This is a genomic window from Paraburkholderia sp. (assembly GCF_035501035.1).
In the GTDB taxonomy this organism is placed as follows: Bacteria; Pseudomonadota; Gammaproteobacteria; order Burkholderiales; family Burkholderiaceae; genus Paraburkholderia.
In genome coordinates, this window is the sequence record NZ_DATJWR010000321.1 from 1 (window position 1) to 24998 (window position 24998).

A 24998-nucleotide genomic window follows, 5' to 3' on the forward strand; every position below is an offset into this window, starting at 1 on the left:
CCAGCATTCGGGCTGGCACACCGAAGACCTCGTGACGCAGGTGGGGCTCACGCGTGCGGAGCAGGACGCCTGGGCCGTGCGTTCGCAGCAGCGCTTCGCGGCCGCGCAGGCTGCGGGCCGCTTCAAGGAAGAAATCGTCGCTGTGGAAGTGAAGGGCAAAAAGGGCGTGGAGCGCATCGAAACCGACGAAGCGCCGCGCCCCGACACGACGCCCGAAGCGCTGGCGAAGCTGCGCCCCGCGTTTCGCCCGGACGGCACGATCACGGCCGGCAATGCGCCTGGCCTCAATAGCGCGGCGAGCGCGATGCTCGTGGCCGAGCGCGGCTTCGCCGAAGCCGAGGGCCTCGCGCCGATGGTGAAGCTCGTGGCGTGGGGCGTGGCGGCGGTCGAGCCGGGCCTGTTTGGCCTCGGGCCCGTGCCGGCCGTGCAGATGGCGTTGCGCCGCGCGGGGTGGTCGCTCGGCGACGTCGACCGCTTCGAGATCAACGAGGCGTTCGCGGCAGTGCCGCTCGCGGTCATGAAGCAACTGGGCATTCCCGAAGACATCGTGAACGTGGAAGGCGGCGCGATCGCGCACGGCCACCCGATCGGCGCGACGGGCGCGATCCTCACCACGCGCCTCGCGTGGTCGATGCAGCGCGACGGGCTGCGCCGCGGCGTGGTCACGCTTTGCATCGGCGGCGGGCAGGGTATCGCGCTCGCGCTCGAGAAAGTATGATGGCCGCACTACAGTAGTCGGTTCGACCGGGGATGACGATGACGAAGCGGGTGACGCGCGAAGAATGCAACTGTTTTGCGCTGCGGCAGGCGGCGCGCTTCGTCACGCAGCTCTACGAGCGCCACCTCTCGCAGGCGGGCGTGACGGCTGCGCAGTTCACGCTGCTCTCACGCCTCGCGAACCGGCCCGACGCCACGGCCGCCGAGCTGTCCGACGACCTCGTGATGGACCGCACCACGCTCGTGCGTGCGTTGAAGCCGCTGCAGCGCGACGGCCTCGTGCTCACGGCGGCGGCCGAGCACGACACGCGCACGCTCGTCTACCGGCTCTCGGCGGCGGGCCTGCGCCGTTACGACAAGGCGCACGCGTTGTGGCTCGACGCACAGGCCGAGTTCGAGCAGCACCTGAAGCGCGACCGCGCGAAGGCGCTGCGCGCCGAGCTGTTCGCGCTCACAAAGGCAGCGGCGGGCTGACGCGTGAGTTTCCCGATCAGGTTCTCGTAAGCACCAGGTGCAGGCGGGGCAAGCCAGCGATCAGATCTGTCTCGAAAATGGCATGATGAGCGCTTCAGGGGTCTGACGCAGTGCCGCCGGGTTCTCATGAGACGACATCGACCGCCGCCGCCGAATTTCCTGCGAGACCATACCCACCCCGCGTGGCGCGACCTTGCGATGTCCGCGCTGCCCGTGGCGGCATTTTGCGCCATCGTGATGGGGCTCGTCGTCTGGCTCGTCGATCCCGCGCCGCCGCGTACGATCACGATCAGTGCGGGTCCCACCGACAGCTCCTTCATGCAGATGGCCGAGGCCTATCGCACGATCCTCGCGCGCAACGGCGTGAGGCTCAAGATTCTCGAATCGGACGGCTCGGTGCAGAACCTGCAGCGCCTGCTCGATCCGAAGGAGCATGTGGACCTCGCATTCGTGCAGGGCGGCGTGGCCGAGGGCAAGGATACGCGCTCGCTCATGTCGCTTGGCAGCGTGGCCTATTTGCCGATCGTCGTGTTTTATCGCGGCTCCGGCCTTACGCGCCTCTCCGACCTCGACGGCAAGCGCATTGCCATTGGCCGCGTGGGCAGCGGCACGCGCGAACTCGCGCTGAAGCTGCTCGACGCGAACGGCATCGAACCCGGCGGTAACTCGACCTTCCTGCCGCTCGACGGCATGGACGCGGCCACGGCGCTCGTTTCGGGCAGGGTCGAGGCCGCCATGCTGAGCGGCGACTCCACCACGCGCGCGTTGATGCTGCGGCTCCTCGGCATACCCGGCATATCGGTGATGAGCTTCGACGAAGCGGCCGCCTATACGCGCCTCTTCCCGTACCTGGAGAACGTCGATCTGCCGCCAGGCGTGCTCGATCTGGCGCGGCGCATTCCGCCTGACACCGTGCATCTCATCGGGCCAACCGTAGAGCTCGTCGCGCGCGACACGCTGCATCCGGCGCTATCCGATCTGCTCATCGAAGCCGCGGGCGAGGTGAACGGCGTACCCGGGCTGCTGCAGCGCGAGGGCGAATTTCCGAGCCCGGCGGTGCACGACTTTCGCATCAGCGAGGACGCCTCGCGTTACTACAAGTCGGGCAAGAGTTTTCTCTATCGCGCGCTGCCGTTCTGGATCGCGAGCGTGACGAACCGTCTTCTCGTGCTGCTGCTGCCGCTGGCGGTGCTCGTGATTCCCGCGTTGCGCGCCATACCGGCGCTCTACCAATGGCGCGTGCGCTCGCGCATTTATCGCTATTACGGCGCGCTCATCGCCATCGAGCGCGACGCGCTCGAGCATACGAGCGAAGAGCAGCGGCGCGCGCTGCTCGACGAGCTCGACGAGATCGAGAACTCTCTGAACACATTGCGCATGCCGCTCGCATATGCCGACGCCTTCTACGTGCTGCGCGAACACGTGGGCTTCGTGCGTGCGCATTTGAGTGCGAACCCATCGCACTCGCCATCCCGGGCACTCTGAGCGGTATGTGCATGATTGATACGTACACCATACTGTTAGGTATGTTAAATGCACGCCGCCGGTCCGGCGCGCTGGTACCCATTTCACATTGACACTTGCGAATCTCGCCCCCTTATTTTGCTCTAGTATGACGTAGCGTTTAGAGATCGTCGTGTTCTTCACGATAGGTTTGCGAATGTTCGATCGCTACACAAATGGCAGCATCGTTCCGTAACCGGGAGGACCGTAACGTGAAATCATCCGGTGTCAGCCGGCGCCTCGCCTGGCTCGTGTGCGCCACGCTTGCGGGCGCGCCGCTTTTCGTGGGGCCGATGGGGACCACCGCCGTGTTCGCGCAGAACGCGGCCCATCTTTCGAGCCAGCAGCTCGATTCGCTCACCGCGCCCATCGCGCTCTATCCCGACGCGCTGCTCGCGCAGGTGCTCATGGCCTCCACGTTCCCGCAGGACGTGCAGGCCGCAGCCGCGTGGTCGAAGTCGAATCCGAACCTGAAGGGCGACGACGCCGTGAAGGCCGTGGCATCCGAGCCGTGGGACCCGAGCGTGCAATCGCTGGTCGCGTTCCCGCAGGTGCTCGCCACGATGGACTCGAAGCCCGAATGGGTCCAGCAGATCGGCAATGCGTTTCTCGCGCAGCCCAACGACGTGATGGATTCGGTGCAGCGCCTGCGGGCAAGGGCGCAGGAGGCGGGCAACCTCAAGTCCAACGAGCAGCAGAAGATCGTGGTGCAGCCGGCCCCGAGCGGCTCGGCCACGCAAACGATCGTGATCGAGCCGGCGAATCCGCAGGTGGTCTACGTGCCCACCTATAACCCGACGGTCGTCTACGGCACCTGGCCGTATCCGGCTTATCCGCCCGTGTACATGCCGCCGCCTCCGGGCTACGTCTTTGGCTCGGCGTTGATGACCGGACTAGCGTTCGGCGCGGGCGTGGCAGTGGCGAATTCGTTGTGGGGCGGCTTCAACTGGGGTTCCCACGACGTGAACGTCAATGTCAACCGCTACAACAACATCAACGTCAATAACCGCATCAACACGAACAACGCAACGGCGAACTGGAACCGCAACGCCAACGTCGAGCGTCGCCAGCAGAACCTCAACAACGCGAACCTTAACGGGCAGCGCAATCAGTACCGCGGCTACGACCAGTCGCGTACGCAGGCCATGCAGACGCTGGAGAATCGCACTGGCCAGAACGTGGGCGGCAATGCGAGCCAGCGGCTGGAGGACATCCAGAAGGGAGGCAACCGTCCGAATGCGAATGGCGCCAACGGGCCGAACGGCAATCGCGGCAATGAGCTGAACAATCGTGCGCAGAACGGCGCGCAAAACGCGAACCGAGGTAACGAGCTCAACAACCGTGCGCAAAACGCGAACCGCGGCAACGAGATGAACAACCGTGCGCAGAACGCGAACCGCTCAAATGATCTCAACAACCGCGCGCAGAACGCGAACCGCGACAACGCGCTGCGCGGCGCGGGCGACGGCGCCAATGCGCGGCTCGACCAGCAGCGCGGGCAGCAAAGCCGTCAGGTGGCCCAGAGCCGTGGCGGCGTCAATGGTGGTGGTGCGGCCCAGGCGCGACCGAACGTCGGCGGCGGTGGGCACGGTGGCGGTTTCGGCGGTGGTGGCGGAGGCGGCGGCGGACGTCACCTCGGCCGCCGATAACGTTGAATCTCTTGAGGAGTCTAGCGATGATCCGCATTCACGCACGCCGCCTGCCGCATGACTACGCGCTCGCACTCGGCTCGGCCCTCACGCTCTTTGCCGCGCCCGCGCTGCTGCCGGCATCGTTGCCGGGAGCGGGCGCGGCATACGCGCAAGCCGTCTACGCCACGCCGGAGGCCGCCGCGAACGCCTTCACCGACGCGCTCGCGACCAACGACCAGGGCGAGATGAGGCACGTGCTCGGCAGCGATTTCCAGGAATTCATCCCAACCCAGAACATTGGTCGGGACGACATCGATGACTATCTGGGCGCATGGGCGAAGGGCCATCGCGTCGTGCCCGACGCCACGCCGGTGGCGGGCAAGGCGAGCGCCCACCTCGAAGTGGGCGACAGCGGCTGGACGCTGCCCATCCCCATCGTGCAGTCAGCCAAGGGCTGGCACTTCGACCCGCGCGAAGGCGTGAGCGAAATCACCACGCGCCGCATTGGCCGCAACGAGCGCGCGGCCATGCTCACCTCGCTCGCCTACGTCGACGCGCAGAACGACTATCGCAAGCTCATGCAGCACTATGCGCAGCACCTCGTGAGCACGCCGGGCAAGCACGACGGGCTCTATTGGCCAGTCGCGCCGGGCGAGACCCAGAGCCCGCTCGGGCCGCTGGCGGAAGCCATGCCGCGCAACGCGAAAGTCACGCCGCAGGAGGGGTATCACGGTTATCACTTCCGCATCCTCACCGCGCAGGGACCGCATGCCAGCGGCGGGGCGCGCGACTATCTCGAGAACGGCGAACTGACCGGAGGCTTCGCGCTCGTCGCCTGGCCGGCGCAGTACGGCAAGACGGGTGTGATGAGCTTCATCGTCAATCAGGACGGGCAGGTCTACCAGAAGAACCTCGGGCCGGATGGCGCGCAAACAGCGGCGGCGATCAAGTCGTTCGATCCCGATTCGTCGTGGCAGCCCACCACGCCCTGAGTGACAAGCGGCCGGTGCTTTGGCGGAGTCTGGTGATCTGGTGTGGGTTACGGGCGCCGGTGGGCACCGCGATCGGTACTGGATCAACCGCCGCATTGGCGGGATGGCGACGCGCTGCTTTGAATTTCAGTGCGTCGCACAGGCGTTGGATTGTTCCGGCGTGGGCCGAGTGCTTACACCAAAGGCTCACCAAGCCCTTCCGTCTTGATCGCCCGCTGAACCGCTGGACGTGCAAGCATACGTTGCAGCCAGGCGCCGAGTAGCGGCCACTCACGCGCTGGCTTCGCGAATCCGCGCGTCCATCGGCAAAGCATCAGCGCATAGGGGTCCAGCACCGTATAGTGCTGACCCAGCAGCCACGGGCCACCGCTCGCACGAAGTTGCGCCTCCAGCTGGTCGAGCAACGTCGCAATCTTCGATTCGGCGTGGGCCTGAACTTGTTGCGCGCCAGCTGTATTGCCCGCATCGACCCATCGTTCAGGATAGAAGTAGACGATCAGCGACATTTGCAGCGTATTCGTTAGCCACATCAGCCATTTATAAAACTCGGCGCGCTCCGTCGTCCCCAATTCGGGAGCAAGCCTGCTCGCCGCAGACGTATCCGCCAGGTGCAGGCAGATGGCTGCGGTCTCGTACAAGACCAGATCGCCGTCGACCAACACCGGGATCAACCCGTTCGGATTGAGCTTCAGATACTCTGCGGACTTATGCTCGCCCTGTGTGCGGTCGACAAGCGCTAGCTCGAAGGGCTCGCCGATCTCCTCCAGAACAATGTGAGGAGCCATGCTTGCATTGCTGGGGTAGTAGAACAGTTTCTTTGTCGGCATTCGATGTGTACTCGTGCTTGGGAAGCTCACATTCTATCGGCACTGCCATGCATGATGGCATGCTGGTAAAAATGCTCAGGATGACTGTGAAGTTACTTCTTCACGGGAAGCATGCCAGCCGATAACGGACTAGTCTGCAAGTTTTCGCAGTGCGACCGTGCCGGCGTCCTCGGTTAGGCTGACTTTGGCCTGGGGCATGCGCTACGTGAATGCCTCGAGCGCGATCGGCAGTACGGTGAGCCCGACCGTCGATGTCGCGGCCAACGCCACGTGGCCATGCCCACCCGCTTTCACGAATAGCAGCTGCTCGCGAGCCCGGCGCATTTCTTCCAGCAACAGGTTTGCTCGAGCATGACCGGCGAGTTCGCAGCTATCCGCCGAACGCCTTGACGATCTCGTCGATGGTCACACGGATGCGCGCGGTATGTCGCAGATCACGATGCGTAACGAGCCAGATCTCATACGGTGCGTCGTTCGAAAGGTCGGGCCAAATCCGCACGAGACCGTCGCGTTCGCCCATCGGCACTGGTATTACGCTGATGCCAAGCCCCGCCTTGAGCGTCGCGCGCAGCGTCAGGTTCGTATTCAGCCGCGCAACGATGCGACCGCTCGTTAGCGCTTCCCCGACGAACGACGGCACGCGAATCTTGGCAACAAACGGCTGGTAGACGACGAGATCATGCCCGGCGAACCGCTCGCCCAGCACGGGTTCGCCGCGCCGCCGCACGTAGTCCGGCGATGCGAACAACCCGACTTCCCAGCTTGCGAGACGGCGGGCGAGCAGTTCCGGATTTCGCGGTCTCACGGTTCGGATCGCGATGTCGGCTTCGCGCTTCGCGAGATTGAGGACCTGGGTCGTCGTGTCGAGCACCACCGATACATCGGGGTGCCTGGCATGCAGGCGCTCGATCGCCGGCACCACATATTCCTGCGCAAGCGCGTCCGTCGTCGAGAGCTTCACCTCTCCAGCCAGGCGCTTGTCCACGCCTTGCGTGTGGCGCACGAGATCGTGCGCGGACTGCTCCATCGCCTCGGCGGCGCGGATAGCGATCCTGCCGACCGGCGTCAGCTCGTAGCCATTCGACGTGCGCAGGAACAGCGTCGCGCCGAGCGTGCGTTCGAGCACGGCAAGCCTGCGGCCTACCGTCGCCTGGTCGATGTCGAGCGCGCGTGCGGCGGCCCGCAGGGTCCGTTCGCGATGGAGCGCCACGAAGATGCGAGCGTCGTCCCAGTTCATGTCACCTCCCGCTGATGCAAATTTGCATCATACGATCGGAAATTCGCTGCGTGTCAAGCCACATCGGTGCCTCTAGACTTTGTTCCACCGATGCAGCGATTCGGCATCTCGCTCGAAGTCGCGACGCATCAGGCGTTTTGAGGAGGATGAAGTCGTGTCACATGAAGCGTATGCCATTCCCGCGGCGATGACCGCAATCGACATCACACGGCCGGGTGGCCCCGAAGTCCTGGTACCCGTGCAGCGGCCGGTTCCCGTGCCGAAAGCGGCCGAGGTCCTGATCCGCGTTCACGCGGCAGGCGTGAACGGTCCTGATGTCATGCAGCGCAAGGGGTTGTATGATCCGCCGCCGGGCGCGTCGGACATCCCGGGGCTCGAAGTCGCGGGCGAGATCGTGGCCGTGGGGCGTGACGTCACGCGGTTCGCGCGTGGCGATTCTGTCTGCGCGCTCGTCCCGGGCGGCGGCTACGCGGAGTATGCGGTCGCGCACGAGAGCAACACACAGGCGACCCCGCAAGGGCTTTCGATGGTCGAAGCTGCCGCGATGCCGGAGACCTTCCTCACGGTATGGCTGAACCTGTTCCAGCGCGGCAGGTTCGCGGCGGGCGAAAGCGTGTTGATTCACGGTGGCGCATCCGGAATCGGCACCACAGCGACGATGCTCGCGAAGGCATTCGGTGCTTCGAAGATCATCACAACGGTCAGCTCTAACGCACAGCGCGACGCGAGCATTGCGCTCGGGGCCGATCTCGCAGTGGATTACCGCAACGAGGATTTCGTCGAGGCGGTCATGCGCGCGACGGGCGGGCGGGGCGTCGACGTAGTCGTCGATATCGTTGCCGGTGACTACGTTGCACGGAATTACGCAGCGGCTGCGATGAACGGCCGCATCGTCCAGATTGGGATAATCAAGGGGCCGGCGCAGTCGCTCGACCTGTTCCCGATGCTGTCGAAGCGGCTCACGCATATCGGCTCGACGCTGCGCTCACGTACACACGAGGAAAAAGCCGCGTTGATCGAAGATCTCGAGCAAGCCGTGTTTCCGCACATTCGTCGCGGTGCGGTGAAGCCTCTGATCTATCGGACCTTCGATCTCGACGATGCATCTGGCGCGCATGCGCTGATGGATTCCGGCACACATATCGGCAAGATCGTGTTGACGACCCGGGCGGCACGCACAGCTTGATGCGCGGCGCCGGCACGCCGTCGACATGTCGCGCACGTCGACGCACGCGCGCGTGCCAGCGCGAAGCGCCATATATCCCGACGCGCAAGCGCAGACAGCCACGCTCACACCGCGCTTTTCGCGATCCGCGCCTTCAACGCCTCGATGACCGCGCGCACCTTGCTCGACGGGTAGCTCGTCGGTGGGAACACGGCCTGTACGTTGGACGGCACGCCTGACCATTCGGGCAACAGCCGGATGAGATTGCCGGACGCCACATCGGCTCGGATCGAGAAGTCCGTAAGCGCCGCAAAGCCGCCGCCCGCGAGGACCGCCGCTCGCAACGCCGTCGCCGTGTTCACGCGCAGCGCGTTCTCGCAGCGCACGTTGCGCGCCGCCTCGCCATGCGTGACGCGGCCCGCCGCGAGCCGCTCGACATCGCGCGTCAACTCCAGCGTCGACGGATGCGGCAGCACGCTCATGGCGATATGTGGCAGCGACGCGAGCGCCTTCAGCGACTTCGGCATGCCGTGCCGCTCGATGAACGCGGGGCTCGCGACGAGCCATCGGACGTAGGTGCCGAGTTTCACCGCGCGATAGTTCGAATCGGCCAGGTTGCCCAGCCGCACGGCGAGATCTATCCCCTCGGTAATCAGATCGACAAAGTGGTCGGCGCACATCAGCTCGATGTCGAGTTCCGGATACGCATCGCGCAGATCGACGAGAGCGGGCGCGACGATCTGCGCGCCGTAGTCCACCGGCGCGCTCACGCGCAGCGCGCCGCGCACCGGCGCGGCCGCGCCCGACGCCGCCGAAAGCGCCTCTTCCGTCATGTGCAGGATGCGGCAACTGGCGTCATAGAACGCTCGGCCCGCATCGGTGACGGAGAGTTGCCGCGTGGTGCGCGCGATCAGGCTCGCGCCGACCTCGCGTTCGAGCCGCTGCATATGCGCGCTGACCATCGTCTTGGCGATGCCGAGCCTTTCGGCAGCCGCCGTCAGCGAGCCCGCCTCAACCACGGCGACGAACACCGCGAGCCGGTTCAGATTCACGTCGCGTACGTCGGTCATCGTTGATTGTCCACTTTCGATAGAAAATGTTTGCAAGGTTAGCAGCCTTCTCGCGCGCGCGGTGATCGCCTAATCTGGGGGCTCCCTGCCGCGCAGGTGGGTGGGGCCATATCAGCACTTTGCGCGCGTGGCTCGAATGTGTCGCCGCGCTGCCGGGCTGCTTGCCGATGCCGTCGACGAAGGCGGCACGGCTCGCTGCGTAAGCGGCACGTCAGCGCCATCAACTTGAGGCCCTCATGAGTGATCTCGCCGAATTGAAGTCCTATCAGGCCGCCGGGCCGTTTCACGATGGCGAGCGGGAGGCGCAACTGCGCGCGGGCGTCGCCGAGTTCGCGCTCGAAAGCGGCGCGCGCAGTATCCGCGATTACATGCCGGATCAGCATCGCGCGTTCTTCGAGATGCTGCCGTTCATGGTGTTCGGCGGCGTCGACGCAAGCGGTCAGCCGTGGGCGACGCTGCGCGCGAGCACGGCGGGTTTCGTATCGACGCCGGACAGCCGCACGCTGCGCATAGACGGCGGCGCGCTGCCAGGCGATCCGCTGGCGGGATGCTGGGTGCCGGGCGCGCGCATCGGCGGCCTCGGCATCCAGCCGCACACACGGCGGCGCAACCGCGTGAACGGCGTGATCGAGTCGGTGGATGGCGGCGTGGTGACGCTCGCGGTCAAGCAGAGCTTTGGCAACTGCGCGAAGTACATCAACGGACGCGAACCGGCGTTCGTCGGCAATACGGCGGCGAAAGTCACGGTCGAACACGCCGATACGCTTTCGGACGACGATCGCGCGCTGATCGCCCGCGCCGACGTGTATTTCATCGCCACGGCGAATCTCGATGAGTCGGCAGGCGTGGCGCGCGGCGCCGACGTGTCGCATCGCGGCGGCGCGCCCGGCTTCGTGCGGATCGACAGCGCGCGCACGCTGACTGCGCCCGACTTCACCGGCAACAGCTTCTTCAACACGATAGGCAACCTGCTGCGCGATCCGCGCGCGGGGCTGCTGTTCGTCGATTTCGCACGCGGTGACCTGTTGTATCTGGCGGTGCGCGCCGACGTGATCTGGAGCGGCCCGGAGGTCGCAGAATTCCCGATGGCGCAACGGCTGGTGCGGTTTCATCTGGCAGAGGTGCGCCGCGTGCGGGAAGCATTGCCGTTGCGGTGGTCGGCCGTCGAATATGCGCCGCAGTTCGCGGAGTCGATGCGTGCGGCGGCGTCCGTGCCGGAAAAAATCACGGCGCCGGCATGGCGCGCGCTGCGCGTCGCCGAGGTGCGCGACGAATCCCCATCGATCCGCTCGTTCCATTTCGAACCGGTGGACGGCCATCCGCTCGCACCGTTCGAAGCGGGCCAGTATCTGCCGCTACGCGTTACCGTGCCCGGATCGGCCAAGCCGCTCACGCGCACGTACACGCTGTCTGCCGCGCATGATGCGGCGCGTCCGCAGCGCTATCGGATAAGCGTCAAGCGCGATGGCGCGGTATCGCACTGGCTGCACGAGCACGCGCGCACCGGCGCGCTGGTCGACACGCTGCCGCCGCGCGGAACGTTTACGCTCGATGCAGGCAGCCCGCGCGCGATCGTGCTGGCGGCGGCGGGAATCGGCATCACGCCGATGCTGGCGATGCTCGACGCGGCGCGCGCGCTTGAACCGAAGCGCCGTATCTATGTGTTTCATGGCGCGCGTGGCGAGCACGAAAGACCGTTCGCGGCGGCACTGCGCGAGGTCGAACGCGCGGATCCGAACGTGTCGGCATATCTGTTCGATAGCGCCGCGCGCGTCGATTCGCCCGATGGCGACCGGCTCGCGGGCCGCGTGAACGTCGATGCGTTGCGCCGTTTCCTGCCGTTCGACGACTACGACTTCTACCTGTGCGGCCCCGAGTCGTTCATGCGCGATCTGTACGACGGTCTGCGAGCGCTGAATATCGCGGACGAACGCATTCGCTTCGAGGCGTTCGGGCCATCGAGCCTGAAGCGCGCGCCCGCACGAACGCCGGTTGAAAATGAGGTAACGAAGGGCACGCCCGTCACGTTCGCACGTACGGGGAAAACCGTGCACTGGCAGCCGCAGCAGGGCTCGCTGCTCGATGCCGCCGAGCGCAGCGGCGCCGACGCGCGGTCTAGCTGCCGCTCCGGCATGTGCGGGACCTGCGCTGCGCGCGTGCTGAATGGCAGCGTGGAGTATGCCGAGCCGCCGGACTTTGAAGTCGAGCCGGGCTATGCGCTGATCTGCGTCGGACATCCGGCGGCGGGTGGCGTGACGCTGGATCTGTAGCGCACCGCCGCACAGCCGCGCCGCTTAGCCGCGTGTCAGGCCTTCGAGGCCGGCTTTTGATGCGTTGTAGTGAACACCGACGAGGCCGCCACCACGAGCGGCGGCCGAAGAAAGGTTGACGATGCGGCCCCAACGACGCGCACGCATGCCGGGCAACACCGCCTGCGTGCATAGAAATGCCGACTTCAGGTTGACGGCGAGCGTGCGGTCGAATTCCACTTCCGTGAGCGTGTCGATGTCGCAGAACGTACCGGCGCCCGCGTTGTTCACGAGCACGTCGACGACTCCGAGACGGCTCTCCACCTCTGCAATCATCAGCTTGACGTCATCTGCAACCGAGACGTCGGCGCGCACCGAAATCGCCCGGCCTCCGGCGCTTTCGATCTGCGAGACGACCCGGGCAGCTTCGCTCTCGCGCTGGCGGTAGTTGACGGCGACCGTTGCGCCGGCAGCGGCAAGCGAAACGGCAATGGCGCGGCCAATTCCGCGCGAACCGCGGGTTACGAGGGCGACGCGATTGTTGAGGTCGGGCGAAAGAGCTGGCATGGGGATCTCCTCTCGTGCAGGACGGGGCAGTCATGCCAGCCGGGGTGGCGGCATGCAAGATGGGGGCAGCAAGCTGACCACGGTTGCGTTGCGGGAGGCACCGATGCGGGAATGGGAGGGGCACATATCGGCTACTCGCTCGCACTCGTCAAAGCGACGATAAAGTCGAGAAACACCCTCGTCTTGGCTGGCATCTGGTGCCGCGATGGATGATACGCATAGAGCGGGAAGCGCTCATCCGGCCAGTCTGGGAACAGGTTGACGAGCCGTCCCTCCCGGATCAGGTGCTCGGCTCCGAGCAGAAGCATCTGTGCTATCCCGGAGCCGGCCAGGCACGCATTGAGGAGTGCGCTCGGATCGTTCACCGTAAGGCGTCCATTCGTTTGGACAACGATCTTTTTGCGCTTGCGATGGAACTCCCACTGATACGGCTTCCCGGTATCCGGGTTCCGAAATTCGAGACACCTGTGCACGCCACGACTCAGCTCTTGAGGTTCCGCTGGCCGGCCCCGCCGTGCGAGGTACAACGGCGACGCGACAGTGACAACCGCGGTGTCAAGGAGCTTTCGTGCAATCAGACTGGACGAGCGAGGCTCGCCGAATCGCAATGCCAGATCGAAGCCGTCCACGATCAGGTCACCGAGCTGATCTCTGGCAATGAACTCAAGTTCAAGGTCAGGATGCGCATCCATGAACTCGTCGAGCTTTGCGCCCAGAATGATTCGCGAAAAAACGGGATCAAGATTGATTCGCAGTTTCCCGCGCACTGTCGCGGCGCCTCCTCTCGCGGCTGCCGCCGCTTCCTCCAGTCCTCTCAAGTGAGGCATGACCTGCTCATAGAACCGTCGGCCTTCTTCAGTAAGGGAAATGGCGCGGGTCGTCCGATTGAAGAGCCGTATTTTGAGCCGGCTTTCGAGTCGGGCGATGGCCCGGCTAACGCCAGGTGGCGACATACCCATCAATTCCGAGGCGGCCGCGAACGTGCCCGCATCGACGACGGCCGCAAATACGCTGATACCGCTCGAGAGATTCCCGCTGGACGATCTCATAGGCCCCGCATTCCGTTCATGCAGATGCTCAGAAGAAGTTCAGTCGAATTCCCGCCTGGCACCCGGGACAACTCCGACTTGCAGCCGCGATAGAAGGCCACGCCGCCGGTCCCGAACATTCGATTCAGTGCCCGTGCGAAGGTCGCTGCTGGCTGGCCCTGCACAGGGCGTCAAAAAACGCACTATGACCGATTAGTAACCATCTGTCATCTCTAAAGTGTCATTCATGTCATTTAGTTTCTTGTCGCGTTTGCCCACAATGCATGCCAACAGCACGTGTCACCCTCAGCAGCCCAAAGGAGCATTGCCATGAATACCCGTCATCTCGCACTTGCCATCGCAGCCACCATCGCCCTCCCTGTTGCTGGACATGCTCAGGTATCCGGCGCAACCGCCACGCATGCGCAGGCGCCGTTTGACTCGCTCTACGCACATCGCTGATTAGCGCGTCACACAGCGAATTGTTCGTTCCATTTTAAAAGGAGTGCGAAATGATTGTTCAAATCACCCGCTGCAATTGGTGACCCGCACATCGCTATCACGCCGCACACCGATACGGCGGCATTTAACCAGACAAGGAAGTTAGATCATGTACGCAATCACAGGCATTACCGGAAAGGTCGGCGGCGCCCTCGCGCAGACGCTGCTCTTTGCCAATCAAACCGTGCGCGCTGTCGTGCGCAACCCCGCACGCGCACAGGGATGGGCCGAGCGTGGCTGCGAAGTGGCGGCCGCCAACATGGACGATGCGGCGTCGCTCGCCGCCGCGTTCGAAGGTGCCGCCGGGGTCTTCATCCTGCCGCCCCCCGAATTCGATCCGTTGCCGGGCTTTCCGGAGGCGCGCAGAGTCATCGACGCTGTGAAAGCGGCGCTCGAATCAGTGCGTCCCGGCAAGGTCGTCTGTCTTTCGACCATAGGCGCGCAAGCGACCCAAACTAATCTGCTGACTCAGCACACGCTGATGGAGCAGGCGCTCAGTGAACTGCCGGTTCCGGTCACGTTCCTGCGCCCTGGGTGGTTCATGGAGAACGCCGAGTGGGACGTCGGCCCGGCGCGCGACGAAGGGGGCGTTCACAGTTTTCTGCAACCTCTCGATAAAGCCGTGCCGATGGTCGCGACAGCGGATGTCGGGCGCGTTGCTGCGCAACTGCTGCAGCAGACCTGGAACGGCAAGCGCGTGGTGGAGCTGGAAGGGCCGCATCGTGTGAGTCCGAACGACCTCGCAGCGGCGTTCGCCGGGATTCTCGGGCGCCCGGTTCGGGCCGAAGCCGTTCCGCGCGAAACGTGGGGTGCATTGTTCCGGGCACAAGGTATGAAAGACCCGATGCCGCGCATCCAGATGCTCGATGGCTTCAACGAGGGCTGGATCGACTTCGAAGGGGATGAGGCAACCGTGGTCAAAGGCCATGTGGAACTGGAACCAGTACTGCGGGGGCTGCTGTCGCAAGCTGGCTGATGCCGCCTGGTTCTAGAACACGGGTGCGATCGCGTGCCGCAACAGGAGGTAACAGATCCGCGCTGGATATAGCAGTTCCACGACAAGGATCGGATCTTGACTTGATGGAGCCCGCCATGAGCAACGACTCTTCAGGCAATACCGGCGAGCTGTCGTCAGGCGGGAGCCGCCACCATCAGGTGTATCCCACCTTGGACGAAAGGCTCGACATCCCGATTGTGGTCCCGTTGCAGGTCAACGTGCTGCGGCGGCCCAGCAACAGGGCCGTCGCAGACGCAATCGGCCTGAGTCCGGATCGGCTGAATCGCGCGAGTTTCGACCTCGTTGTGGTCGGCGCGGGACCCGCTGGCCTCGCGGCCGCGGTCTGTGCAGCATCAGAGGGGCTGAAGGTGGTGGTTCTGGACGCCACGGCGCCAGGAGGCAAGGCGGGCACCAGCCCAAGCCATCGGCCCCTATCGCTGCGTGAGCATCAGATTCAGATTCTGAACCGCAGCACCGGATGCGCCTTTGCCAAGATTATCGAAAACCGCGGACAGCAGGACGTGCCCGTGCTCCACGTTGGAAAATACGCTAAGGCGCATGTCGTTCGTACCGTTCAGCGCTTGCGGATCCAGGTGCTTCAACGCGCACGATTCGTGCAGCGGCAAGACACGTACGTGGGCCGTTTCGGCATAGTGGCGTGCGAGGCATGCGTGTAACGCGGCGTCATCCACCCCGGGTGCCAGCAGCCGCAATTCCAGGGGCACCGTCAGCACGATGCCCTGGCGGAACGCGCCATACGCAGGCGCGAAGATGGGACGCTGCGCGAGCCCGGCGTGCTGCTGGATCTCCGGGGTGTGCTTGTGCGCGAGTTCCAGACCGTACACCTGATATGCAGGCGCGTTGACGGCACCCTGTCCCTCGTGTTCCTCCACGCCGGCACGCCCGCGTCCGGAGTAGCCGGACACCGCATGAATGCTCACAGGGTAGTCGCCTGGTATGAGCCCAGCCTGCAACAGTGGACGCAGCAAGCCAATTGCGCCGGTCGGATAGCAACCGGGATTGGTGACCCTATGTGCGCTCGCGATGCGCTCAGCCTGTCCCGGCGTCATTTCCGGAAAGCCGTATGTCCAGTCCGGCTGCGTGCGGTGGGCGGAACTGGCATCGATGACTCTCACGGCGGGATTGACGATGGCGCCCACTGCCTCGCGCGCGGCGGCATCAGGCAAACAGAGGATGGCGATGTCGCAGGCGTTGATGGCTTCTGCGCGACGCCGCGGATCCTTGCGTTCCGCGGCGGCAAGCGTGAGCAGTTGAAGGTCGGTCCGGTTACGTAGCCGTTCGTGGATTTGCAACCCGGTGGTGCCTTGGTCGCCGTCGATGAAAACAACGGGAGAGCTCATAAGTGGAATACTCCGCGGACTATATATGAGGTGTAACAGCTGGAACGAGCCCCTATGTTCCCTGTACCGCTAGAATAGCGAAAGTTGAATTTCACAACCCGTACATTCAGCTTTTCTGAATCAGGAAGCCGACATGCGAGAGATCAGCCTGGACCGCTTGCGCACACTGGTCGCGATTGCCGACCGTGGTTCATTTGCCGATGCGGCGCGTGCATTGCACCTGGCGCCGCCAACGGTCAGCCTCCACATCGCCGAACTCGAAGACCGCATTGGGGCTCCGCTCCTGTCACGCAAGCGCGGACATGTCAGGCCGTCGGCGATAGGAGAGGTGCTGGTGGAACGCGCGCGTCGGCTGCTGGCCGATGCGGAGCAGGCTCTAGACGATATTCAACGCCAGGTGCAGGGGCTCGAAGGGCGCGCGCGGCTCGGCGCGTCGACTGGCGCGATCGCGCACCTGTTGCCCCAAGCGCTCGAGGTGCTGCGCCAGCACCATCCCGGCATCGACATTCAGATCGCAGTACTGACTTCGCATGAAACGCTGTCCCGACTGGCGGACGGAACGCTGGATGTCGGGCTGGTCGCGCTGCCTCAGCCACCGGTGGCCGGGCTCGTGATAAAGCCTTGGCGCCGCGACCCCGTGATGGCCTTCGTGCCGGCGCATTGGCGGTGTCCGGCCCGCGTCACGCCTGAATGGCTCGCCGCTCAACCCCTCATTCTCAATGACGCGACCACGCGTCTCTCGCGTCTGACTGCGGAGTGGTTCGCGAGCGCGGGGCACCATCCTGCGCCGCGCATTCAGCTCAACTACAACGACGCGATCAAGAGTCTGGTAGCGGCGGGTTACGGCGCAGCGCTGTTGCCCCATGAGGCCACAACGCCATCGCCCGACAAGCGGATTGTCATGCGTCCGCTGCGCCCGGCGTTGTGGCGTCGGCTCGGTATTGCACATCGTGCTGGGTACGTCGAGCCTTCCACGCAACACGTACTTGATGTGTTGTGGGATCTGCGGCTGGCGTAGGCGTTGCTTTTACTGCTTCGGTTCGTTCTGGCGGGAGCTTGGCCGTATTGCACGTAGCGACGGACGAATGGTTGGGTCGTAGAAAGTTAGCTAACCGAATTGAGTCGGCTCCAGCGGACCGCGTCGGCCGGAGCCGGCCACGCTGCCAAGTGGCTCACTGATGCGGAGAAGGCGCTCCTGTCACGCAACGTGGCAAACGACAACGCCCACAAAGTCGCGCATGTGTCGATCAGGTCATTCATCGGCGATCGTCGCTTGTGGTTGATGGCAGCCATCTACTTCTGCGTAGTGCTCGGTCAGTATGGGCTGACGTTCTGGCTGCCGACGATCATCCGCAAATCCGGCGTGGCGGACCCGCTGTGGGTGGGCGTCTTTACGGCCATCCCGTACCTGTGCGCCATCATTGCGCTTCCGCTGGTGGGAGCAAGCGCGGACCGCCATCGCGAACGGCGTCTGCATCTTGCGATCCCGATGCTCGTATCGGCGGCAGGCTTTGCAACGCTTCCGATGCTCGGCGGAGTTGGCGCGTCGCTGGTGTGTGTCAGTGTGGCCGCCGCCGGCATCCTCGCTTCGTCGTCGCAGTTCTGGTCGCTGCCGACCGCGCTCCTCGGCGGCATGTCCGCCGCAGCGAACTGTTTCGCCAATCTCGCAGGCTTCTTCTCGCCCGCTATCGTGGGCTGGTTGAACGACCTGACCGGTAAGTCAACAGCTGGGCTTATCTTTATCTCCGTCGCTATCGTCATCGGCGCCGTGCTTGTTTTCCTCGTGCCAGCCAAAACCGTCAATCGCTGACTCGGCCCACTGCAAAGACTGACTTTTTAGATCAAGGAGAGGAGATGTCCGGCGGCCTGACGCACCGCTACTGAAAGCTAGAACGCTAACCTTGGTAAGCAAAGCCTGTCCGACTGAAGAGGATCTCTGACCGGCCGTTTGCCGCTTGTGTTCGGCCCCTCGGAATGAGCGAGTGTCTGGCAGCAACGGGTCGCGAACCGCCAATCCCGGAAACGCGGCAGGCGACCGGCACTTCACTTTTCAAATCGCGGCTAGCGCCGTCCGCTGCGGCCCCATACGTAGCGCACCCATCGCTGCCACCGGCTTTGCGGCGGAGCGGGTGAGGTGTGGGCAGCCTGCGCATCGCGGTCGCGCTGCACGGACTTCTGCACCTGTTCGTGAATCTGCCGCAACGTCATGCCGCCTGGGCCCTTCAGTTTATCGGGATCCGAAGCAGGATCAGGATCAGGTTCGTCTGTCATGGGAGTCACTTGTTTCTGATGCAGCGAGTTGATCTCGATACAGATGCGTAGTTGCAGCAAGCATGTAGACGCGGCGTAGTGCAATTCGCGTGAAGACACGATCGAGGTCGCCCAGCGTCCGGATCCACGGTACATGCTTCGCAACCGACGAGCCGAATCAGGTCCCGAGGACCGAGTGGGGCCAGGACCATCAAGAAACGCTCTGTGGTGGGAGAGCATTTATTGTGTCCAGCTGCACTGGATTTGCATAGGATGACTATGTATTGTATGGCAACTCGCCGTCAACGAATCCAAAAGCGGATGTAGCTTCGAGCGCCAGAAGAAGTCCCAATTCAGAAGGGTGCGCGCAGAGAGCAAGAGAGCATGAAAAGCGATGCCTTGCCCGGCCTTGTCGTTACATGCGTCTGGAGCAAAATAAAGCCCGGAATTTCCATGCCGGAACCGGGCCTTGTCGTTCTGTTGGCGTATGCCTTGCTGTCGGTCGCTATTCACGCCTGCGCTTCATTTCCCGTTGCTGCCTGGCTGGCTATAGCTATCGCACGCGTAAGCCGTCGAAGCTGGAAGTGCCAGGACAAGCGATACAGCCAGCAAAGCTGCAAAGATGCGTCGCGCTTTCATTTGCCGTCTCCAATGGGTCAATCACAGCAGCCGCCTCGCACGACCGCGGCTGCGGAAGTCTCACTTGCGAAATCCGGTCGGCGGTGGACCCGCATAGCCGTCTGCTCTATCGTGGGCATAGCACGCCATCGGCTGCGCAATTGTCGTTGCAACGGCGACGATGACCAGAATCGCGATCAAATAGGGTTTCATGGAACACCTCCGCCTATCCACCCAACCAATTCAGAATAGGCCGGATGATTTAGCGGGTCACTTACAGAGTGCCGGCTTAAAAGATCCGCACCATAAGGATTCTTCGAACGGGGACTGTCGTTCGACGTGACACCCTTGTGGCGCTATGCCCGAACGCGTGCAGGCCCTGTCACGAACGCCCGCGATTCCGTCGTTGCATTGGCATTTTGCGGGCGTACCATCATGGGACGCAGCGTGAAGGACATACGCGGGGCCGATCGACTCGCCGTTTGCCGATGCTGCGACTGTTCTCCGAATACCGGAAGCCGCACGGCAGATCAGTCGCTTCGCGCGGTGAGGAGTGCTCCATGGCCACTGGCATTCAGCTTCACGATCAAGGGCGGCAACTGCTTCCGTTTCGCGAGTCGCTGCTGGCGATGCTCGGTGTCGCGTCGGTTTCGATGCTGATCGCGCTCGACCAGACCGTAGTTGGCACAGCGATGCCGCGTATCGTCGCGGAACTCAAGGGTTTCGATCTCTACGCATGGGTCGCGACGGCCTACATGCTCGCATCCGTCATCACGATTCCAATCTTCGGGCGTCTGGGTGATCTGTTTGGTCGCAAGCCCTTCATGCTGGCGGCAATCGTTGTCTTCACCTTCGCATCGGTGCTTTGCGGCATGGCGAGCAACATGCTGTTTCTCGTGCTTGCGCGCGGCCTGCAGGGCATTGGCGGCGGCATCATGATCGGGACAGTGTTCGCCACCGTCGCCGACCTGTTTCCCGATCCAAGGCTGCGCCTGCGTTGGCTGGTGTTCGTCACCTCGACGTTCGGCCTCGCGAACATGGTCGGGCCAACGCTCGGGGGCATGCTGACCCAGCATGGAAGCTGGCGGCTCGTATTCTTCGTCAACGTGCCAGTGGGTGTGGCGGCACTCTTCTTTGTGCACTCCTTTTTGCCGCATCTACGCCGCGCCGGTGACGGCGCGCGGCTGCGTCTCGACTGGCTCGGCGCGTTCGTCGTCGCCGTCACGTTCAGCGCGCTGCAGATATTGATCGAGCTGCTGCCGAATCAAGGATGGACTACCTCGACGATCGCGCTCGGCGCGACCGTGCTGGCCTGTTCGCTGACCCTGTTTCTATGGGAGAAGCGCATGGGCTATCCGATCATTCCCGTCGACATGCTGCTCGATCGCAAGCTCGGCGCCCTCTTTGCGATGTCGGTGCTCGGTGGCTTCACGATGTTTTCACTCGTTTTCTACGTGCCGCTGTTGTTCCAGGGCGGCTATGCGATGTCGCCGCACGCATCGGGCATGCTGATCACGCCGCTCCTGCTTGGTACGACGGTTGGAAGCGTGGTGAACAACCGGGTGGTCACGCGCATCCGGCGCGCCAACGCGCTCCTCTACGTCGGCTTTGCGTTGTCCGCTTTCGCGAGCCTCGCGGTGGTCGCCCTGCGAGGCAACGAGCCGCATCTCGTGTGGATGGCGTGCATGGGCGCGAGCGGCATGGGGCTGGGCCTCATCGGCACGAGCCTCACGGTGTGCTCGCAGCAGATCGTCGCACGGGACCATATCGGCGCCGCTACGGCGCTGCTGCAATCGCTGCGCACGTTTGGCGGCATGCTGGGCACGGTGATAACGGGTGCACTGCTCGGGCACCTTTACACGATGGGCGTGCATCGCTCGCTGGACTCGTATCAGGCGACGCAGTGGTTCAAGTCGTTTGCGAGTCCCGAACTGCTCGTGGATCGCGCCGAGCAGGCAGCGCTCATCAATCGCCTCGTGAGCGCGGGCCACGCCGGCGACGCGATGATGAGCTCGGCGCGCAGCGCACTTGTGGAGTCGATCCACATGGGCCTCGCCGTGGCTGGCGCGTGCGCGCTGGTCGGCCTGTGTCTCGCGTGGTTCGTGCCGCCCGTGCGGGTCGGCTACCTCGAGGCGCAGTCGCAAAACGAATGACGATAGGCGCCCTTGGCGTCGACTACTGCCTCCCCGCTCGTGCGTCGGTCCGCGACCTTTCCTGTCGGATCGGTGAAACTGCGCCTGGCCACTTCGCTCCAGCCGCTGCATACCCAGATCAGATGCATCTTTGCGCCCCGTTATGTCGGGATGGTGCGGCACCGCCGTATGGCTGTATGTCGTCACCGAAACCCGGCTGCTGCCCGCGCAAGCGCGGCGGTCATTTCTGTCGACATCCGCACCTGCCGAACTGAGAGATGCTCCACACGTAATTCGGGCACAATCAGCCCGGGGCGACGGCTGCGTCGCCCGAAGCTTTGTCTGGCTCAACTGGACCGGAGGGGGCGGGCATGCGGCTTGCGGCCTGATTTCAGCACCTCTCACTCGTGTGGAGAAAACCAAATGCAACGACGCAACTTCATGCTAACGGCGGCTGTGACGCTTGCCTCCGGCGGTCTCGCGCTCGCAGGCTGCACTACGACCACGGGTTCGAATCCATCGGCATCGACCAACATGTCCAAGCGGCAGTCGATCGATGCATCCGTCGACGGCACCCTGTCGCGGCTCTATTCGACCGTCAAAGGCTCGCACGAGCTTCTCGCGAAGTCGCGCGGCGTGCTGGTGTTCCCGGAGGTGCTGCAGGCTGGCTTCATCGTCGGAGGGCAGTACGGCGAGGGCGCGCTGCGCGTGGGCGGCGCGACGGTGGGCTACTACAGTACCGTGTCGGGCTCGTTTGGCCTGCAGGCGGGTGCCCAGTCGAAGGCTCTGATCTTCGCTTTCATGACGCAGGACGCGCTCGACAAATTCCGCAGCACGGACGGCTGGGCCGCAGGCGTCGATGCCTCGGTCGCGCTCGTGACGCTGGGCGCCAATGGCGTCCTCGACACCAACACGGCCACGAGCCCGGTGGAAGCGTTCGTGCTCACCAACGCGGGCCTGATGGCCGATGTCTCGCTCGCGGGCACGAAGGTCAACCGCCTGACCATATAGGCGAGTTCAATCCGGCGGCGAAAGAGTGCCGGACCATGTAAAAAGGGCAAGGCGCAACGCCTTGCCCTTCGTCATTTGTGCGCGCATCGCGCGTGAATGAACCGCGCGGTTTCAGCAGCCCGTATTTTTTACGCGTTCGACTTCGAGGCCGAACAGCGGGCGCAGCTTCGTGCCGAGCACATTGCCCGCGAACGCGCACACGAGCCACAGCCAGCCGTGCAGGCTGCCCGAAACGATGCCGCTGAAATACGCGCCGATATTGCAGCCGTACGCGAGCCGCGCGCCGTAGCCGAGCAGCAGGCCGCCAATCACGGCCGCCACGAGCGAGCGCAGCGGAATGCGCCACACCGGCGCGTAGCGGCCCGCGAGCGAGGCCGCGGCCATCGCGCCGAGCACGATGCCGATGTCCATCACCGTGGTGACGTCGTGGCTCGCCGGGGCGGCGAGCGCGGCGGCGTTCGGGCCGGCCATCCAGTACTTCCAGCTCGCCACGTCGAGGCCGAGCGCGGCGAAGCCCTTCGCGCCCCACAGCGCGAACGCCGAGGTCACGCCCCACGGGCGGCCCGAGAGCGCGAGCGTCGCGAAATTGAGGACTGCGAGCGCGACCGCGCCGGCGAAGAGCGGCCAGGGGCCGTGCAGCCACGGCGAGGCGTGCGGCGTGCGCAGCGTCTCGTTCACGAGGCGGCCGTGGCGGCGCTTTTCGATGACGACGGTGAGCGCGGCGATGAGCGCGAACACCACGAGGTTCAGCACGATGGCGGGTGCGGCGCCGAGCGCGTTCACGATCGAGAAGGGCTTGAGCTGCGGCATCGAGGTCCAGAACGGCATGTGCGCGGTGGCGACCACGGAGCCGACGACGAAGGCCGCGAGCGTCACGACCATGCGCGTGCTGCCGCCGCCCACCGTGTAGAGCGTGCCCGAGGCGCAGCCGCCGCCCAGCTGCATGCCCACGCCGAAAATGAACGCGCCGACGATGACCGAGGTGCCCGCGGGCGAGACGAGGCCCGTGACGGGGTGGCCGAACAACGAGCCCGCCGCGAGCGCGGGGAAGAACAGCAGCACGCCAATGGCGAGCATGACCATCTGCGCGCGCAGGCCTGCGCCGCGGCCGTCGGCGATGAACACGCGCCACGCCGAAGTGAAGCCGAACGCGGCGTGGTAGAGCGTCATGCCGAGCAGCGCGCCGACCCCGTAGAGCGCTGCCTGGCGCGCGCTCACGGTTTGCGCGAGATAGACGGCACCAAGCGCGACGAGCAGGAGCGCGATGCCGAGCGGCTTCGGATTGATGGAGTCGAGTCGGCGCGGCGCGCGCGCGAGCGGCGTGGAGAGGTCGGACATGATCGAGCGCAACGGATGTGCGAAAAAAAACGGAATGACAACGCGGCGGCGCAGGGTTGCGGCAGTGCGCCGCGGCAGCGAGTCGCAGACGGGTAGCGAGCGAGGCGACGGCGCAAGACCGTTCTGACGGCGAGTGGGAGCCGGAGTGTGCGTCGCGCCGGTGGGCTGCCCGGACGAACAAAATAAACAATCGGTGAGGGCGCAACGATAGCATGAATCTCGCGTCGGCCAGGCAGCGTGCCGTGAAGCCTTGCGCGCGTCATGGATTTCCCCTATGCAGCGCAGCTCGCCGCGTGCCGATAGTCGAGACGAGATGCGAGGGTGCGTCGGGCTACGCAGCATCGCATCGGCCTGGATGAGAAAAACGCTACGGAGACCTCATGCTTAGAAACATCACCATTCGCGGTGGGCTTACGCTCGTTATCGGTATCTTCGTTGCGTTCCTGCTGATCGTGATCGGCGTGTCCTATGGCGCGCTCAAGATCACCAACGACAGCCTGCGCGATGCCCAGCGCGGCGCGCAGTCGCTCAACGCCCTCAAGACCAGCTCCGAACAGCTGCTCCAGGTGCGTCTGACGCTTGGCAGCTACGAAACGCGCTTCAGCGTGGGCAAGTCCACCGACGGCATGCTCGACCAGGCACACCAGATGATCGCGAATTCGGACAAGGCGTTCGCGAGCTACAGCGCCGGCCCGTTCGACGACCCCGACGAGGCGCGGCTCGCGCAGGCCGTGGGCGCCGCGCGCAAGGCGCTCGTCGACGAAGCGCTCGAGCCCGAGTACAAGGCGCTCGTCGACAACGAGTTCAACATCTTCCGCACGATCCAGGGCGAGACCGCCGACGGCTACTACAGCACCTACGCAAAAGCGATCGACGCGCTCGAGGCCTGGCAGGCCGCGCGCCAGCAGCACGACGCCGACACCGCCGCGCAGCGCTTTCGCTTTTCGCTCATCGTGTTCGGCGTGATTGCCGTGGTGGGCGTGACGATCGGCGTGATTGCGCGCGCGGGGCTCGCCGCTGCTGTCGTGAAGCCGGTGAGCCACGCGATTCGCCACTTCGAGCGCATCGCGGCGGGCGACCTGACCGTGGATGTGAAGGTGCGCTCGAACAACGAAATGGGCCAGCTGCTGACCGCGCTGCAGACGATGCGCGACGACCTCATAGGCACCGTCGCGCGCGTGCGCGGCAGCACGCACGAGATCACGCAGGGCGCGAAGCAGATCGCTTCGGGCAACGTGGACCTCTCGGATCGCACTTCGCAGCAGGCGGCCGCGCTCGAGCAAACGGCAGCGAGCCTCGAGGAGCTTTCGGCGGCGGTGCGCCAGAACAC

23 protein-coding genes and 2 pseudogenes are annotated in these 24998 nt (G+C 64.5%); 15 read left to right on the forward strand and 10 right to left on the reverse strand.

The features are described from left to right. The 5 genes from VMJ11_RS23575 to VMJ11_RS23595 form a co-directional block, all read left to right on the forward strand. The coding region (locus VMJ11_RS23575; protein WP_325622293.1) for a thiolase family protein at positions 1-718 on the forward strand (718 nt) is incomplete at its 5' end. 38 nt (positions 719-756) lie between these two features. Then, the gene (locus VMJ11_RS23580) at positions 757-1191 is read left to right on the forward strand and encodes a MarR family winged helix-turn-helix transcriptional regulator (RefSeq protein WP_325622296.1); all 435 of its coding nucleotides are present in this window, start codon (positions 757-759) and stop codon (positions 1189-1191) included. A 198-nt stretch (positions 1192-1389) separates the two neighbouring features. Next, positions 1390-2676 (forward strand): TAXI family TRAP transporter solute-binding subunit, encoded by a 1287-nt coding sequence (locus tag VMJ11_RS23585; RefSeq protein ID WP_414694458.1) that lies wholly within the window; start codon positions 1390-1392, stop codon positions 2674-2676. Between the two features lie 230 nt (positions 2677-2906). Further along, positions 2907-4343 carry a DUF3300 domain-containing protein gene (locus VMJ11_RS23590; protein ID WP_414694459.1) on the forward strand — a complete coding sequence of 479 codons (1437 nt, stop codon included), beginning with the start codon at positions 2907-2909 and terminating at the stop codon, positions 4341-4343. 26 nt (positions 4344-4369) lie between these two features. After that, positions 4370-5317 carry a DUF2950 domain-containing protein gene (locus VMJ11_RS23595; RefSeq protein WP_325622300.1) on the forward strand — a complete coding sequence of 316 codons (948 nt, stop codon included), beginning with the start codon at positions 4370-4372 and terminating at the stop codon, positions 5315-5317. Positions 5318-5490: 173 nt separating this feature from the next. Here the strand turns inward: VMJ11_RS23595 and VMJ11_RS23600 are convergent, their stop codons facing one another. The 3 genes from VMJ11_RS23600 to VMJ11_RS23610 all read right to left on the reverse strand — a co-directional run bounded on the left by VMJ11_RS23600 (position 5491) and on the right by VMJ11_RS23610 (position 7381). Then, positions 5491-6144: a glutathione S-transferase family protein gene (locus VMJ11_RS23600; protein WP_325622302.1), complete on the reverse strand. Its 654-nt coding sequence runs from the start codon at positions 6142-6144 to the stop codon at positions 5491-5493. Positions 6145-6345: 201 nt separating this feature from the next. Next, complete coding sequence (locus VMJ11_RS23605; protein ID WP_325622304.1) at positions 6346-6480, reverse strand: hypothetical protein; 135 nt, start codon at positions 6478-6480, stop codon at positions 6346-6348. 34 nt (positions 6481-6514) lie between these two features. After that, positions 6515-7381: a LysR family transcriptional regulator gene (locus VMJ11_RS23610; RefSeq protein ID WP_325622306.1), complete on the reverse strand. Its 867-nt coding sequence runs from the start codon at positions 7379-7381 to the stop codon at positions 6515-6517. A 187-nt stretch (positions 7382-7568) separates the two neighbouring features. Between VMJ11_RS23610 and VMJ11_RS23615 the strand changes: the two genes are divergently transcribed. After that, complete coding sequence (locus VMJ11_RS23615) at positions 7569-8567, forward strand: NAD(P)H-quinone oxidoreductase (RefSeq protein WP_325622332.1); 999 nt, start codon at positions 7569-7571, stop codon at positions 8565-8567. A gap of 104 nt (positions 8568-8671) precedes the next feature. On the opposite strand, the gene VMJ11_RS23620 is transcribed toward VMJ11_RS23615, so the two are convergent. Beyond that, complete coding sequence (locus VMJ11_RS23620) at positions 8672-9616, reverse strand: LysR family transcriptional regulator (protein ID WP_325622307.1); 945 nt, start codon at positions 9614-9616, stop codon at positions 8672-8674. Between the two features lie 236 nt (positions 9617-9852). On the opposite strand from VMJ11_RS23620, the gene VMJ11_RS23625 reads away from it, so the two are divergent. Continuing rightward, entirely contained in the window at positions 9853-11886 is a 2034-nt protein-coding gene (locus tag VMJ11_RS23625) for a pyridoxamine 5'-phosphate oxidase family protein (protein ID WP_325622308.1), read from the forward strand. A gap of 24 nt (positions 11887-11910) precedes the next feature. On the opposite strand, the gene VMJ11_RS23630 is transcribed toward VMJ11_RS23625, so the two are convergent. Beyond that, positions 11911-12432, reverse strand: coding sequence for an SDR family NAD(P)-dependent oxidoreductase (locus tag VMJ11_RS23630; RefSeq protein ID WP_325622309.1), 522 nt, complete (start codon positions 12430-12432; stop codon positions 11911-11913). 131 nt (positions 12433-12563) lie between these two features. Then, positions 12564-13481, reverse strand: coding sequence for a LysR family transcriptional regulator (locus VMJ11_RS23635; RefSeq protein WP_325622311.1), 918 nt, complete (start codon positions 13479-13481; stop codon positions 12564-12566). A 309-nt stretch (positions 13482-13790) separates the two neighbouring features. Here VMJ11_RS23635 and VMJ11_RS23640 point away from each other — a divergent pair, with 309 nt between their 5' ends. The 3 genes and pseudogenes from VMJ11_RS23640 to VMJ11_RS23650 all read left to right on the forward strand — a co-directional run. Next, positions 13791-13922, forward strand: a complete 132-nt coding sequence (locus tag VMJ11_RS23640; protein ID WP_325622313.1) for a hypothetical protein — start codon at positions 13791-13793, stop codon at positions 13920-13922. Positions 13923-14070: 148 nt separating this feature from the next. Continuing rightward, a complete protein-coding gene (locus VMJ11_RS23645; protein ID WP_325622315.1) occupies positions 14071-14937 on the forward strand; it encodes an NmrA family NAD(P)-binding protein in 867 nt (288 codons plus the stop codon). Positions 14938-15143: 206 nt separating this feature from the next. After that, a pseudogene (locus tag VMJ11_RS23650) lies at positions 15144-15401 on the forward strand (FAD-dependent oxidoreductase); the annotation flags it as partial. On the opposite strand, the gene argC reads toward VMJ11_RS23650, so the two are convergent. After that, positions 15390-16319: an N-acetyl-gamma-glutamyl-phosphate reductase gene (gene argC, locus VMJ11_RS23655; RefSeq protein WP_325622317.1), complete on the reverse strand. Its 930-nt coding sequence runs from the start codon at positions 16317-16319 to the stop codon at positions 15390-15392. The pseudogene VMJ11_RS23650 and the gene argC overlap by 12 nt on opposite strands. Before the next feature lie 133 nt (positions 16320-16452). Between argC and VMJ11_RS23660 the strand changes: the two genes are divergently transcribed. Further along, positions 16453-17337 carry a LysR family transcriptional regulator gene (locus VMJ11_RS23660; protein WP_325622319.1) on the forward strand — a complete coding sequence of 295 codons (885 nt, stop codon included), beginning with the start codon at positions 16453-16455 and terminating at the stop codon, positions 17335-17337. Positions 17338-17481: 144 nt separating this feature from the next. Beyond that, positions 17482-18129, forward strand: a pseudogene (locus tag VMJ11_RS23665) (MFS transporter); the annotation flags it as partial. Between the two features lie 251 nt (positions 18130-18380). On the opposite strand, the gene VMJ11_RS23670 reads toward VMJ11_RS23665, so the two are convergent. Both VMJ11_RS23670 and VMJ11_RS23675 read right to left on the reverse strand, forming a co-directional pair. Next, entirely contained in the window at positions 18381-18590 is a 210-nt protein-coding gene (locus VMJ11_RS23670) for a hypothetical protein (protein ID WP_325622321.1), read from the reverse strand. 678 nt (positions 18591-19268) lie between these two features. Beyond that, entirely contained in the window at positions 19269-19400 is a 132-nt protein-coding gene (locus VMJ11_RS23675; protein ID WP_325622322.1) for a hypothetical protein, read from the reverse strand. 347 nt (positions 19401-19747) lie between these two features. On the opposite strand from VMJ11_RS23675, the gene VMJ11_RS23680 reads away from it, so the two are divergent. Both VMJ11_RS23680 and VMJ11_RS23685 read left to right on the forward strand, forming a co-directional pair. Further along, entirely contained in the window at positions 19748-21340 is a 1593-nt protein-coding gene (locus tag VMJ11_RS23680) for an MFS transporter (protein WP_325622324.1), read from the forward strand. Positions 21341-21742: 402 nt separating this feature from the next. Beyond that, a complete protein-coding gene (locus VMJ11_RS23685; RefSeq protein WP_325622325.1) occupies positions 21743-22330 on the forward strand; it encodes a BPSL1445 family SYLF domain-containing lipoprotein in 588 nt (195 codons plus the stop codon). 111 nt (positions 22331-22441) lie between these two features. Here the strand turns inward: VMJ11_RS23685 and VMJ11_RS23690 are convergent, their stop codons facing one another. Further along, complete coding sequence (locus tag VMJ11_RS23690; protein ID WP_325622326.1) at positions 22442-23668, reverse strand: YeeE/YedE family protein; 1227 nt, start codon at positions 23666-23668, stop codon at positions 22442-22444. A gap of 380 nt (positions 23669-24048) precedes the next feature. Between VMJ11_RS23690 and VMJ11_RS23695 the strand changes: the two genes are divergently transcribed. Next, on the forward strand, positions 24049-24998 hold a 950-nt coding region (locus tag VMJ11_RS23695), incomplete at its 3' end, for a Tar ligand binding domain-containing protein (protein WP_325622328.1).

Excerpts from the sequence above, each read along its gene's own strand:
- VMJ11_RS23580 (WP_325622296.1), top strand. The coding sequence starts at position 757 with ATGACGAAGCGGGTGACGCGCGAAGAATGCAACTGTTTTGCGCTGCGG.
- VMJ11_RS23585 (WP_414694458.1), top strand. The coding sequence starts at position 1,390 with ATGTCCGCGCTGCCCGTGGCGGCATTTTGCGCCATCGTGATGGGGCTC.
- VMJ11_RS23595 (WP_325622300.1), top strand. The coding sequence starts at position 4,370 with ATGATCCGCATTCACGCACGCCGCCTGCCGCATGACTACGCGCTCGCA.
- VMJ11_RS23600 (WP_325622302.1), bottom strand. The coding sequence starts at position 6,144 with ATGCCGACAAAGAAACTGTTCTACTACCCCAGCAATGCAAGCATGGCT.
- VMJ11_RS23610 (WP_325622306.1), bottom strand. The coding sequence starts at position 7,381 with ATGAACTGGGACGACGCTCGCATCTTCGTGGCGCTCCATCGCGAACGG.
- VMJ11_RS23615 (WP_325622332.1), top strand. The coding sequence starts at position 7,569 with ATGACCGCAATCGACATCACACGGCCGGGTGGCCCCGAAGTCCTGGTA.
- VMJ11_RS23620 (WP_325622307.1), bottom strand. The coding sequence starts at position 9,616 with ATGACCGACGTACGCGACGTGAATCTGAACCGGCTCGCGGTGTTCGTC.
- VMJ11_RS23625 (WP_325622308.1), top strand. The coding sequence starts at position 9,853 with ATGAGTGATCTCGCCGAATTGAAGTCCTATCAGGCCGCCGGGCCGTTT.
- VMJ11_RS23630 (WP_325622309.1), bottom strand. The coding sequence starts at position 12,432 with ATGCCAGCTCTTTCGCCCGACCTCAACAATCGCGTCGCCCTCGTAACC.
- VMJ11_RS23635 (WP_325622311.1), bottom strand. The coding sequence starts at position 13,481 with ATGAGATCGTCCAGCGGGAATCTCTCGAGCGGTATCAGCGTATTTGCG.
- VMJ11_RS23640 (WP_325622313.1), top strand. The coding sequence starts at position 13,791 with ATGAATACCCGTCATCTCGCACTTGCCATCGCAGCCACCATCGCCCTC.
- VMJ11_RS23645 (WP_325622315.1), top strand. The coding sequence starts at position 14,071 with ATGTACGCAATCACAGGCATTACCGGAAAGGTCGGCGGCGCCCTCGCG.
- argC (WP_325622317.1), bottom strand. The coding sequence starts at position 16,319 with ATGAGCTCTCCCGTTGTTTTCATCGACGGCGACCAAGGCACCACCGGG.
- VMJ11_RS23660 (WP_325622319.1), top strand. The coding sequence starts at position 16,453 with ATGCGAGAGATCAGCCTGGACCGCTTGCGCACACTGGTCGCGATTGCC.
- VMJ11_RS23670 (WP_325622321.1), bottom strand. The coding sequence starts at position 18,590 with ATGACAGACGAACCTGATCCTGATCCTGCTTCGGATCCCGATAAACTG.
- VMJ11_RS23675 (WP_325622322.1), bottom strand. The coding sequence starts at position 19,400 with ATGAAACCCTATTTGATCGCGATTCTGGTCATCGTCGCCGTTGCAACG.
- VMJ11_RS23680 (WP_325622324.1), top strand. The coding sequence starts at position 19,748 with ATGGCCACTGGCATTCAGCTTCACGATCAAGGGCGGCAACTGCTTCCG.
- VMJ11_RS23685 (WP_325622325.1), top strand. The coding sequence starts at position 21,743 with ATGCAACGACGCAACTTCATGCTAACGGCGGCTGTGACGCTTGCCTCC.
- VMJ11_RS23690 (WP_325622326.1), bottom strand. The coding sequence starts at position 23,668 with ATGTCCGACCTCTCCACGCCGCTCGCGCGCGCGCCGCGCCGACTCGAC.